The following is a 12,062-nucleotide window of genomic DNA, read 5'->3' as shown; positions in this document are numbered from 1 at the left end:
GCCGCCACGACGCAGCCGGCTCACCACGCTCGTCGACCTCACTGTCCGCCCCCTGCCTCAGCCGGCAACGGCGCGCCCACCGGTGCCGCGGGTCCCGGCGTCGGCGCGACCGGCCCTGGTCGCACCTCAGGTCCCGGCGGCGGCGGTGGGATCGGCACCTGCGGCGCGTTCAAACCGATCGGTGGCAGGATCGGGTTCTCGTCGTAGGCGTTGGGCGGTCCCGGCGGCGTCTGCAACGTCGATTGGACCGGCGGGATGTCGGGTCCACCCATCAGCTCGGACAGCGATTCGGGGGTCAGCAGGCCGGCCGTGATCGGGCCGACCTGGGTGCCCTGCATACCCGGGGCCACGATCCAGCCCTGCTGGGTGTTGCGGTGCGACGTCGGGGTGTCCGGCACCCAGATGCCCGGCACGGTGGTGTCCTTATATCCGTTCGGCGGCTGCAGCCGGGGCTCGGAGTAGGCCACCATCTTGGGCAGTACCTCGGCGGTGCTGAACCCGTTGAAGCCGAACGGGAAGTAGTTGAACTTGATCGCGTCCAGCACGGGCGCCATGTACTCGGCGCACAGTTCCGCGGACTCCTGATACCCCAACCGGCTGCCGGCTTGCACCGAGCTGCAGATGAACTGCATCGGGTTGGCGAAGCTGGTGATCTCGGGGACGGAAACCACCGAACCGTGCGCAGGGTGATAGATCTGGTTCACGTTGGCCGCGGCGGTGGGCAGGATGTGCAGCGCCGTCTCCAGCCCGTTGAGCGTGTCGGGCTGTAGCAGCGTGTTGGTCACGTCGGCCAGGTTGTTGACGTCGTGGGTCAGCACCTCGCGGTTCTTGTCCAGGAACGGCCGGATCGTGGTGAGCAGGCCGTCGAGCTGCTCGATCGCGTTGGCCAGCGCGTGGTCCGAGCTGGCCAGCCGCCCGGTGAACTGGGCCAGGTTCTGGTTCAGCGCCACGAACTGCTGGTCGTCCTGGTGCAGTGCGTTGACGAACAGCGCCAGGCTCTTGACCACGGCGAAAAAGTCGCCGCGGCCTTCGTTCAGCGCGGTCAACGCCTTCGACAGGTTGTCCAGCGTGGAGTTCAGCTGCCTGCCCTTGCCGGCCAGCCCGTTGGCGAACGAGTTGATGACCTCGCCGAACGGTCCGGTTGGCTGCGCCTCGGTGGGGCCTAGTTTGGAGATGATGTTGGTGATGCTGTTACGCAGCTCGTCCCATTCCACCGGCACCTGGGTGCGATCCAGTGGAATCACCGCATTGTTGGCCAGCACCGGACCGCCCTTGTAAGCCGGCTCCAGCTGGATCGCGCGGGAAGCCACCAGGGTGGGGTTCAGGATGATCGCCGAGGCGTTGGCCGGAACCTTGTACTGGTTCTCGTAGTGGAAGGTCACCTTCATCTTGTCGCCGGCCGGCTCGATGCTGTCGATGCGGCCCACCTTCAGGCCCATGATCTGGACCTTGTCGCCGGGGTAGAGCGCGTTGGCGGCGCTGAAATACGCCACCACATAGTTGTTGGTCAGCTTCTGGTACAGGTTCCAGCCGACCAGCCCGGCCACGATCGCCAGCACGCCCACCAGCACCCCGACGATGATCGTCGCCCGGGACATCACCGGAAGGCGGATGTTGCGGATGTCGAAGATGGTGCTCAATTCTCGCTACCTCCCGCGGCGCCGCTACCACCGTTGCCGCCCGGGGTGATGAACGGTGCCGGTAACTGGTTGCCGGGCCCCGGCGGGGCCGGCGGACCGGGAGGCAGTCCCGGCGCAAAGGTCGATGGCGGTGCAACCGGCCCGGCCGGTCCGATCGGTTCGGTACGCGATCCCGGCGGCGAGTTCGGCGGCATCGGCACCGGTGTACCGGGAGCATCCGGCGGAGCCTGGCCCGGTCGTCCGGCGATCGGCAGGCCCGGCGCCGGCGGCACCCCGTTCGGGTTGGGCGGCGAGGCCTGCACGTCCAGCGGAGCCGGGAAGCCCGGGCCACCGAACGGTCCGATGCTCAACCCCATGCAGGGCAGCGGGTTCTGCGGAGTCGGGATCCCGCCCGGCCCCGGCGTGTAGGAGCACGGCGATCCCGGTGGTACCGCCGGTCCGGGGTGTTCCGGGGTGCCTTCGAGCACCAGTGGAGGCGGCGGCGGCGCGCCGTTGGGGAACCGGGTGCCGTTGGGGTCCGGGAAGCGGTAGGCCGGCAGACCCGCGTTGCGCCAGAACTCTTCGGGATCCAGGCCACGCTTCTTGAACGCCGCGTCGATGAACGGCTGGATGAGCTGGCCCGGAACCAGGTTGTGGATGACCACCTTGAAGAACGGCCCCGACCCGATCGCCTCGTTCAGCGACGGCAGGAAGCCGCCGACCATCTGCAGCCCTTGCGCCACGTCCTGCTTGCGCTCGACCAGCAGGTCGCTGACGGTCCGCAGCTGCTCGAGCACGTGGTTGAGGTTGGGGTTGTCGTTGATCAGGCCCTGCACCTGTTGGGAGAACGATGCCACGTTGCTCAGCAGCGCGTCGATGGCGGCGCCGCGCTCGTTGAAGGCGGCCAGCAGCGTCTTGGCGTTGACCAGCGCGCGGTCCACCTGCTCACTGCGGTCACCGAGCACGCTGGCCACCTGGTTGGCCTGGGCCAGCAGGTGCTTGATCTCCTCGTCGCGCTTACCCAGGGTGTCGGAGAAGTTCGACACCCCTTCCAGGGCGGGACTGAGCTGCGGGTAGGTCTGGTCGATGGTCTCCGACAGCACATGCAGCGACTTCTTGACCGTGTCGATGTCCCAACCGGTGGCGGCCTTGGTGACATCGAGGAACGCGTCGTAGATCTGGTACGGCGTGGTGCTCTGCCCCAGGGGCAGCGTGGCGCCGGGCCGCAGCGGCTGATTGCCGCGCGCCTCGATCTCCAGGACTTTCTTACCCAGCAGGGTGTCGGTGCGGATGTTGAGCCGGCTCTCGGTGCCGATGCTGTTGGTGCCGATCGAGAACTTCATCAGGATGTGGTCGCCGTCGATGGACAGGGCCTCGACCTTGCCGACGTCCATGCCGGCGATGCGCACCTTGTCGCCTTTGTTGATGCCGCCGGTGTCGGTGAACTGGCCGTAGTAGCTGGGCTTGGCCATCAGCATCGGCACACTGGTGAAGCTCTGGCCCACCCCGATGACCAGCAGCGTCACCAGGATGCCCATCAAACCGATCTTGAGCCGGTTGGGCGGTTCGAGAGTCCTCATTGCGGCGAGCACCTCCCCGTCGGCTGGTGGAAGAGCCGGACCGTGCGGACCGGGCCACCGGCCTGCAGACCATTGATCCGGAGGCTGATGTCGCAGGAGTAGAAGTTCACGAAGTCGCCGTAGGACCCGATGGCACGTCCGATGTGGTTCAGCGCGGGCGGCAGGGCGTGCAGGTAGTCGTTCAACTGCTGCTTCTGGTCGATCAGCGGTTGCTGCACGGCGTCGAGGTAGTTGACCGTCTTCTTCAGCAGCGCGCGGTCCTCGGCCAGCAGATCGGCCACCGTGCCGGCGGCGTTGCTGATGTGCGCCGTCCCGCCGGCCAGCGAGTCGCCGTGGTCCTTCAGGCCGGTGATCAGCACCTCGAGGTTGTTGACGGTCTGGTCGAAGTCTTTGCGGTGCCGGACGGTGGTGTCCAGAACGGTGTTGAGGTTCTTGATCACCTCACCGATGGCCTGGTCACGCTCGGCGAGCTGCGAGGTGAGCTGTGCCGTCTGGGTGAGGATGTCGTTGATGGTGCCGCCCTGGCCCTGGAACACCGTGATCAGCGACGACGCGATGGTGTTGACCTTCTCCGGGTTCAATGCCCGGAACACCGGCTTGAAACCACCGATCAGCGCATCGAGGTCCAGCGCGGGCGAGGTGCGCGACAGCGGGATGAGCCCGCCGGCCGGCATCACCTTGTCGGCGCCGTCGCCCTCGCCGCGGCGCAGCTCGAGGTAGCGGTTGCCGATCAGGTCGAGGTATCGGATCTGCGCGGTGGTGGACTGGTAAAGCGGGATCGAGCGGTCGACGTCGAATTTCACCCGGACCCGCTTGCCGCCGTCGAGCAGTTCGACGTCCTTGACCTTGCCGATCTCCACCCCGGAGGCCCGGACGAACTGGCCGGACCGCAGGCCGCTGATGTTGCTGAACTCCGCGGAGTAGCTGTTGGTCCGGTCGAAGCGGATCTGGCCGAACACGATGATGATCATGACGCTGAACATCAGCAGCACGAACGCGAAGATGCTGAGCTTGACTAAAGTACCGGTGATTTTCATGGGTTGATCGTGTTGTCCCCTACTTGACGGCCCCAGACGTACTCGAGCACGTAGGGCGAACCGGTGTCCAAGTGGTTGTACGGCGCCAGGCTGTTGCCGGTGTCCATCACCAGCTCAGGAGCCGGCCAGAGGTTGCGGGTGATCTGCTGCCAGCAACCTGGGGCCCCGCCCGGTCCCCCGTGCGAGTTCACCCGCGGCAGGTTCTCCGGGTAGGTGTAGGGGTTGGGCGCCCCACCGACTAGGCCCGCCGCCAGGCCGCCGACCGCGGAGAGCAGCAGGGGCGCCAGCGAGACCGGGTTGAGCAGCATGCCCAGCGCGGACAGGATCTCGGAGTGGGCGTTCAGCGAGTAGCCGTTGCCGCCGAGGAAAGAGCGCACGACGGGCTCGGCGTCGTGGTAGTTGCGCAGCGTGCAGAACAGCTCCGGGCTGTAGGTGTCCAGCAGCTGAGCCGAAGGCACCAGGTCCTTGGCGCCGCGGGCCAGGTACGGGCCGCCGCGTTCGAACACGTCGGCACCGTTGTTGCCGAATCCGGCGGCCGCCAGCAGGGCCTGATCCAGGTCGCGCTGCTGGGCGTTGATGGTACGGGCGGTGGGCACCGAGTTGTTCAGGAAGTCCAGCAGGTCGGGCGCGGAGTCCGCGTACACGTCGCCGAGGGCCGCCAGCTGCTGGATGTCGCGGCGGGCCTGCGGCATCCGCGGGTTGACGTCGTCGAGGATCGCGTTGCCGTTGACGATCGACTGCCCGAACCGGTCACCGAGTCCGGTCAGTGACTGCGCGGCCGCGCTCAGCGTCAGGTTGAGCTTGACCGGGTCGACCTTCTCCGAGATCGCGGTCAGCGTCTGGAAGACCGTGTTGATCTCGGTCGTCACCGCCGAGGCGTTGATGGTGCTCTTGGCCGACAGGTGCCCGTGGGCGATGTTGTTGCCCTGGTCGTCCTTCGGTGTCGTCAACGACACGTACTTGCCGCCGAACACGGTGGTGGCCTTGATCTGGACGTCGACGTTCTCCGGCACCACGCCGTGCGGACCGAGGTACTGCGGATAGACCTCCAGGGTGAATTTCGCGGCCGGCCTGCCGTTGCGGGTGACTTCCTCGATGCTGCCGACCCGGCCGATCTGCACCCCGTTGTAGGTGACCTTCGAGCCGGGGTCCATCACCAACCCGGCGCGGTCGGAGTACATGGTCAGCTTGTCTTTGCTGGTGAAGCCGCCCCGGAACTGCACGTACACCACCGACAGCGCGACCAGCAGCACCACCAGGGAGCCGATCCCGACGATCTTGTAGGGCGGGCTGGAGATCTTGTTGGTCTTGATGACCTTGTCCGGAGCAGTCATGGCGCTACACCGTCAGTGCGAAGTTGGGGTTGACGCCGTACAGCGCCAACGCCGCGGACAGGACCACTACCTGGACCGATACCAGCGAGAAACGCATCGATCGGCCGACTGCCTCACCGACGCCGACGGGACCACCGCCCGCGTTGAATCCGTAGTAACAGTGGGTCACCATCACGATCGCCGCGATGATGATCGCTTCCAGGAACGACCAGAACACGTCATCGGGGCGCAAGAACGTTCGGAAATAGTGCTCGTAGGTGCCGGTGGACTGCCCGTACAGCAGCGTCGTCACGACCTGCGGCGACAGGAACGACATGATCATGGCCAGCGCGTACAGCGGAATGATCACCACCAGGCCGGCGACGATGCGGGTCGACGTCAGATACGAGATCGACTTGATGCCCATCACTTCCAGGGCGTCGATCTCCTCGCTGATGCGCATCGCGCCCAGCTCGGCGGTTGCACCGGCGCCGACCGTGGCCGCCAGCGCGATGCCGGTGACCACCGGCCCGGCGATGCGCACATTGATCAACGCGGAGAAGAACCCGGTGAACGCCTCGACACCGATGTTGCCCAGCGACGCGAAGCCCTGGATGGCCACCAGCGAGCTACCGGACAGCGTCACGAACCCGACGATCGCGGCGGTGCCGCCGACCACGGCCATCGCGCCGGTCCCCATGCCGATCTGGGCGATCAGCCGCAGCGTCTCCTTGCGGTAGAAGTGCAGCGCGTGCGGAATCTGGCCCAGGCTGGCCAGAAAGAACCAGGCGAGGTGCCCGGTCTCGTCCAGTCCCCGCCCGACACTGCCCGCGTAACGGTTGACGTTGGCGACCGCCCGCGGGAACCGGGCCCGGACTACCGCTGAAGTCGACATGTCAGTGTCCCGTCCCGAATCGAACGCCGATCGTGGTCAGGATGACGTTGACCGCGTACAGCGCGACCACGCACAGCACCACGGTCTCGTTCACCGCGGTCCCCAGGCCTTTCGAGCCGCCGCGCACGGTGAGCCCGCGGTAGCAACCGACCAGTCCGGCGATCAGCCCGAAGGTCGCCGCCTTGATCATGGCGATGATCACTTCGGGGAGTCCGGTGATGGTGGTCAGCGTCGCCAGGTAGGCGCCGCCGGAGACGTTCTGCAGATATACGCCGAACAGGTAGCCGCCGACCAGACCGACGGTGATCACCAGCGCGTTGAGCAGTGTGGCCACCACGGTCGCCGCGATCACCCGGGGAACCACCAGGCGGTGGATCGGGTCGATGCCGAGCACCTCCATCGCGTCGATCTCTTCGCGGATGGTGCGCGCCCCCAGGTCGGCGCAGATGGCGGTGGAGCCGGCTCCGGCGACAACCAGCACCGTGGTCAGCGGACCCAGCTGGGTGACCGCGCCGATCGCCGCGCCCGCACCGGACAGGTCGGCGGCGCCGAACTGGGCCAGCAACACGTTGAGGGTGAAGATCAGCAGCACGGTCAGCGGAATCGAGACCATGATCGTCGGCAGCAACGCGACCCGCATGATGAACCAGCACTGCAGGATCAGCTCACGCCACTGGAATGGCCGGCGGAACAACGCCCGGCCGGTGAGCACGCACATACGGAAGAAGCCGCCGACCATTGTCAGCGGTGTTTCGAGTTGGTCGCGCACGTAACCGATCAGGTGCGGGCGGGAGGTGGTCGTCACGCGGGCCTCCCGTGGGCGGGGCCGTTCGGCCTGTGGCGCTGCGGCGGATGGTGTCGCACGCCTCCTCCTTGCCCCGACCCTTGGTGTGTGACCGACGACTCCCTACCGGCAGGTAGTAACGGAGACCACAGGAATGTACCCGATGGTCGGCCACCTGTGTATAGCAACTCAACAATTGACGTCACGTCAACACCTAGCAAACATTTCCAGTCCGTCAGCTTCCCTCTCGCGTCGCAAATTTATTTGGCGGAGAAGGGCTTTCGGTCTCGGCCTGCACTCCGTAGCGAACTCGTAGTTCAGTTTTGAGCACCTTCCCGGCGGGGTTGCGCGGCAGTGCGTCGACGATCTCGAGGGCCTTGGGATGCTTGTACCGCGCGAGCCTCTCGGTCAGGTACTCGATTAGCTCTTCGATGTGCAGGTGGCCTTCCGTTACAGCGACGACCGCGACCGGCACCTCACCCCATCGCTCGTCGGCGCGACCGATCACGGCGACCTCGACTATGCGGGGGTGACCGGCCAGGACGTTCTCCACCTCGGCGCAGTAGATGTTCTCGCCGCCGGAGATGATCATGTCCTTCTTGCGGTCGACCACCCAGACGTAGCCGTCGGAGTCCATCCGGACCAGATCACCGGAATGGAACCAGCCGCCGGCGAACGCCTCCGCGGTGGCCTCCGGGTTGTTCCAGTAGCCACTCATCAATGTCGGTGCGCGATAGACGATTTCGCCCACCTCGCCGATCGGCACGTCGTTCATGTCGTCGTCGACGACGCGGGCGGCGACGGTCGGGATCACCTTGCCCACCGAGCCGCGCTTGCGGATGGCGTCGTCGCCCAGCAGCATGCAGGTGACCGGCGACATCTCGGTCTGGCCGAACGCGGCGAGGATCTGGGTGCCCGGGAACATCTCAGACATCTGGCGCAGCAACACATCTGGCGCCGGGGCGGCACCCCAGGACATCACCCGCAGCCGCAGGTTGCGCGGCCGGGCCTGCTGCTCGGCGCAGACCGCCTGCCACTGGGCGGGAACCAGGAAGATGCCGGTGACCTGCTCCGCCTCGAGCACGTCGAGCAACTGCGCGGGATCGAACGCGCCCAGCGGATAGATCACCGTCGGGACACCGAGCAGCAGCCCGGTCAGCAGGTTGCCGACGCCGGCGATGTGGAACAGCGGTACTCCGACGAAGCCGACGTCGTTGTTGAGGTCCACTCCGCTGGTGTAGAGCATGGTCATGGTCTGACCGGTCAGGTTGGCGTGGGTGAGCACCGCGCCCTTGGGCCGGCCGGTGGTGCCCGAGGTGTACATGATCAGGGCGGGCGACTCGTTGGGGATGTCGATCAGCCCGGCCGGCTCGCCCGGCTCATTCATAAGGTCTTCATAGGGGAGCACGTTGTCCTCGGAGGCGCCGTTGGCCGTCCCCGCGACGATCACCGTCTCCAGCAGCCCAGCGATCCGGCGCACCCCGGTAGCCACTGGCGCCAGCACCGCCTCGGTGACGATCACCCGTGCTTCGCTGTCCTCGACCAGGAACGCGATCTCGCTGGGAGTGAGCCGAAAGTTCAATGGCACGGCGATCGCGCCGAGCATGTTGGCTGCCAGCACCGACTCGACGAACTCGGGGCGGTTGAGCATCAGGATCATCACCCGGTCGCCGAACCCGACCCCGCGCCGGCTCAGGGCGCCGGCCAGCGTGGCAACACGGTGCCGTAGATCGGCCCACGTCAGGGTGTTGCCCAAGAACCTCAGCGCGGTGGCCTGCGGCTGCATCATCGCGTGCCGCTCCAGCTGGTTGACCCAGTTCTGCCGCCGAGCCAGATAAGGCTGCTCGTGCGCGTGGGTTTGGGCCGAGAGCCCGGCCAGCTGCGCGGTCACCTAGTCCCCTCCCCTGCCATCCGTCACATGCGCACCGCTTGCGCCAGAGTGATATTTGATAAAACATGTGTTGTCTGGGTCACATTAACGGTCCCGGAGACCCTTAACAAGACCTGGGAACTACCCGACCAACAGCCACATCAGCTGCTGAAAGGTCCTGGCAGGCCACGTGAACGCACCCCTGTCGGCTGCATCGTCGAAGCCGCGACGCGGACGTCCGTTGCGCCGGGCCCAGTTGTCCGACGAGGTCGCCAGCCATCTGCGCGCAGCCATCATGTCCGGGACGCTGCGCCCGGGAACGTTCATCCGGCTCGACGAGACCGCCGCCGAGCTCGGGGTCAGCATCACGCCGGTCCGCGAAGCCCTGCTGAAGCTGCGGGGCGAGGGGATGGTGCAGCTCGAGCCGCATCGCGGCCACGTGGTGCTGCCGTTGACCCGGCAAGACATCAAGGACATCTTCTGGCTGCAGGCCACCATCGCCCGCGAACTGGCCGTCACCGCCACCGACCGCATCACCGAGATCGAGATCGGCGAGCTCGAACGCACCAACGACCTGCTGGCCTCGGCGGTCGAGGCCGGCGACGCCCAAGCCATCGCGACGCTGGAGTTCGGTTTCCACCGGTTGTTCAACCAGGCCAGCGGGCGCATCAAGCTGGCCTGGTTCCTGCTGAACGCCGCGCGCTACATGCCGGCGCAGATGTACGCTGCGGACCCGCGATGGGGCACCGCGGCGGTGGACAGCCACCGCGAACTGATCGCCGCGCTGCGCCGCCGCGACACTGCGGCCGCGGTGGAGCACACCGTATGGCAGTTCACCGACGCCGCCCAACGGCTGACCGAGGCGCTGGAGCGCACCGGGATCTTCAACACCTGACCCGCGTCGCTAATTGGCGCCCAGCTGCTCGGCACGCTGCTTGACGTTGGCGGCCAGCTGGTCCAGCACATTGTTCATCAGCATCTTCACCATCGGCGGAGGCACCGGCATGCTGGGCTCGACGTCGATGTCGACGGTCAGCAGGCTGGTGGGGCCCGCGGCCACCACACTGAACAGCTGCTCCTGCTTGGTGAACAGATCGCCCTGCTGCATCACGGTCTGAATCTGGTTCTCGCCCGGGTAGTACACGGCGTGGATATAGACGCCTTCGAATCCGTTCACGTTGGTGTCCAGCCGCACCTGGCTGGCCCGGCCGTCGTCGTAGCGGGCCAGCACCCAGGCGCCCTTGACGCCTTCGTTCCACTCCGGGTAGCGCTCGATGTCGGACACGATGCCCATGATCGACCCGGCATCGGCGCTGACCTCGACCGTTTTGCTCAAAACTGGCATTGGCGAAGCATACTGGTGCCCGCTCAGGCCTCGACACACGCCGTTGTCAGCAGCGACCGGATCCGGTCCGGGATCGGAACGGGCCGGCGACTGGCCCGGTCGACGTACACATGCACCCAGTGCCCCAGCGCCGCAATCGGCTGCGCGGCGGCGTCCGCCTTGAACACCCCCAGCCGGTAGGTGACGCTGCTGCGGCCCAGCCGCGTCACCGCCAGGCCCACCATCAGGCGGTCCGGGAACCCGAGTTCGGCGAAGTAGCGGCAGCCCGACTCCGCGACGATGCCCAACTCGGGGATGGTCAGCGGGTCGACGCCCGCCCTGGTGGCGATCCAGGCGTTGATCGCGGTGTCGAACAGTTGGTAGTAGACGGCGTTGTTGAGGTGGCCGAACATGTCGTTGTCGGCCCAGCGGGTCAGCACCGGCCATTGCACCGGAAAGTCGGCACTGGTGAGGTCGTCGGGTGACGGCGGAACCTGCGGAACCTGGGCCATGGTTGTATTCCAGCATGTTCCACATCCGGGGCGCGGTGCTCGAGCGGATCGGTGCGCCGCGGCCCTACGCGGACTCCCGGCCCATCAGCGTGGCCGACGTGGAGCTGGCCGAACCGGCCGAGCACGAGGTGCTGGTCCGCATCGAGGCCGCCGGAGTGTGCCACTCCGATCTTTCGGTGGTCGACGGCAACCGGGTGCGGCCGGTGCCGATGCTGCTCGGCCACGAGGCGGCCGGCATCGTCGAACGGCTCGGCGCCGGGGTCACCGGAATGTCCGTCGGGCAGCGGGTGGTGCTGGTGTTCCTGCCGCGCTGCGGTCACTGCCCGGCCTGCGCGACGCAGGGGCTGACGCCATGCCGGCCGGGTAGCGCCGCCAACAACGCCGGGACCCTGCTCGGTGGCGGGATCCGCCTGGCCCGCGCCGGCCATCCGGTGCATCACCACCTCGGTGTGTCGGGTTTCGCCACGCACGCGGTGGTCAATGCGGCCAGCGCGGTGCCGGTCCCGCCCGACGTGCCCCCCGAGGTGGCCGCCCTGCTCGGGTGTGCGGTGCTGACCGGCGGTGGCGCGGTGCTCAACGTCGGTGACCCGCGGCCGGGCCAGTCGGTCGCCGTCGTCGGGCTGGGCGGTGTCGGCATGGCGGCGGTGCTGACCGCGTTGACCTATCCCGACGTTCGCGTCATCGGCGTCGATACACTGCAGGAAAAGCTCACTGCGGCAACAGGTTTGGGTGCACACGAGGTGTACACGCCGCAGCGGGCCACCGAGGCCGGGATCCGGGCCGACGTCGTGGTCGAAGCGGTCGGCCATCCCGCCGCGCTGGAGGCGGCCGTCGGTTTGACCGCGCCGGGCGGCCGCACCGTCACCGTCGGGCTGCCCCGGCCCGACGCCCGAATCAGCTTGTCGCCGTTGGGTTTTGTCGCCGAAGGGCGGTCCCTGATCGGCAGCTATCTCGGGTCGGCGGTACCCAGCCGCGACATCCCCCGGTTCGTCGCGCTGTGGCAGTCCGGCCGGCTGCCGGTGGAAGCGCTGGTGTCCTCGACCATCCGGCTCGACGACATCAACGACGCGATGGACCACCTGGCCGACGGCACCGCGGTTCGTCAACTCATCAGGTTCTGATCGGGAG

11 protein-coding genes are annotated in these 12,062 nt (G+C 67.1%); 2 read left to right on the top strand and 9 right to left on the bottom strand.

What is annotated here, in order from left to right; genetic code table 11:
* Nucleotides 1-38 precede the first annotated feature (38 nt).
* The 7 genes from L6444_RS02075 to fadD5 form a co-directional block, all read right to left on the bottom strand.
* Nucleotides 39-1,640 (bottom strand): virulence factor Mce family protein, encoded by a 1,602-nt coding sequence (locus L6444_RS02075; protein WP_236980080.1) that lies wholly within the window; start codon nucleotides 1,638-1,640, stop codon nucleotides 39-41.
* Nucleotides 1,637-3,199: an MCE family protein gene (locus tag L6444_RS02070; RefSeq protein WP_236980078.1), complete on the bottom strand. Its 1,563-nt coding sequence runs from the start codon at nucleotides 3,197-3,199 to the stop codon at nucleotides 1,637-1,639. Before L6444_RS02070 ends, L6444_RS02075 begins: the two co-directional genes overlap by 4 nt.
* Nucleotides 3,196-4,236 (bottom strand): virulence factor Mce family protein, encoded by a 1,041-nt coding sequence (locus tag L6444_RS02065; protein WP_236980076.1) that lies wholly within the window; start codon nucleotides 4,234-4,236, stop codon nucleotides 3,196-3,198. Before L6444_RS02065 ends, L6444_RS02070 begins: the two co-directional genes overlap by 4 nt.
* Nucleotides 4,233-5,570, bottom strand: coding sequence for an MCE family protein (locus tag L6444_RS02060; protein WP_236980075.1), 1,338 nt, complete (start codon nucleotides 5,568-5,570; stop codon nucleotides 4,233-4,235). The genes L6444_RS02065 and L6444_RS02060 overlap by 4 nt, the downstream gene beginning before the upstream one ends.
* Before the next feature lie 4 nt (nucleotides 5,571-5,574).
* Nucleotides 5,575-6,444 carry an MlaE family ABC transporter permease gene (locus L6444_RS02055; RefSeq protein WP_236980073.1) on the bottom strand — a complete coding sequence of 290 codons (870 nt, stop codon included), beginning with the start codon at nucleotides 6,442-6,444 and terminating at the stop codon, nucleotides 5,575-5,577.
* Between the two features lies 1 nt (nucleotide 6,445).
* Nucleotides 6,446-7,183 carry an MlaE family ABC transporter permease gene (locus tag L6444_RS02050; RefSeq protein ID WP_236984594.1) on the bottom strand — a complete coding sequence of 246 codons (738 nt, stop codon included), beginning with the start codon at nucleotides 7,181-7,183 and terminating at the stop codon, nucleotides 6,446-6,448.
* A 280-nt stretch (nucleotides 7,184-7,463) separates the two neighbouring features.
* Nucleotides 7,464-9,119, bottom strand: coding sequence for a fatty-acid--CoA ligase FadD5 (fadD5, locus tag L6444_RS02045; RefSeq protein WP_236980071.1), 1,656 nt, complete (start codon nucleotides 9,117-9,119; stop codon nucleotides 7,464-7,466).
* Nucleotides 9,120-9,288: 169 nt separating this feature from the next.
* Between fadD5 and L6444_RS02040 the strand changes: the two genes are divergently transcribed.
* Complete coding sequence (locus L6444_RS02040) at nucleotides 9,289-9,993, top strand: GntR family transcriptional regulator (protein ID WP_236980069.1); 705 nt, start codon at nucleotides 9,289-9,291, stop codon at nucleotides 9,991-9,993.
* A 9-nt stretch (nucleotides 9,994-10,002) separates the two neighbouring features.
* On the opposite strand, the gene L6444_RS02035 is transcribed toward L6444_RS02040, so the two are convergent.
* The gene (locus L6444_RS02035; RefSeq protein WP_236980068.1) at nucleotides 10,003-10,443 is read right to left on the bottom strand and encodes an SRPBCC family protein; all 441 of its coding nucleotides are present in this window, start codon (nucleotides 10,441-10,443) and stop codon (nucleotides 10,003-10,005) included.
* A 23-nt stretch (nucleotides 10,444-10,466) separates the two neighbouring features.
* Nucleotides 10,467-10,934 carry an acyl-CoA thioesterase gene (locus tag L6444_RS02030; protein ID WP_236980066.1) on the bottom strand — a complete coding sequence of 156 codons (468 nt, stop codon included), beginning with the start codon at nucleotides 10,932-10,934 and terminating at the stop codon, nucleotides 10,467-10,469.
* A 14-nt stretch (nucleotides 10,935-10,948) separates the two neighbouring features.
* Between L6444_RS02030 and L6444_RS02025 the strand changes: the two genes are divergently transcribed.
* Nucleotides 10,949-12,055 (top strand): alcohol dehydrogenase catalytic domain-containing protein, encoded by a 1,107-nt coding sequence (locus L6444_RS02025; protein WP_236980064.1) that lies wholly within the window; start codon nucleotides 10,949-10,951, stop codon nucleotides 12,053-12,055.
* Nucleotides 12,056-12,062 lie beyond the last annotated feature (7 nt).

Origin of the sequence: Mycobacterium kiyosense (assembly GCA_021654635.1) — a bacterium.
Lineage (GTDB): Bacteria > Actinomycetota > Actinomycetes > Mycobacteriales > Mycobacteriaceae > Mycobacterium > Mycobacterium kiyosense.
The sequence above is the reverse complement of the archived record's forward strand: the minus strand, read 5'-3'. Positions and strand labels throughout refer to the sequence as shown.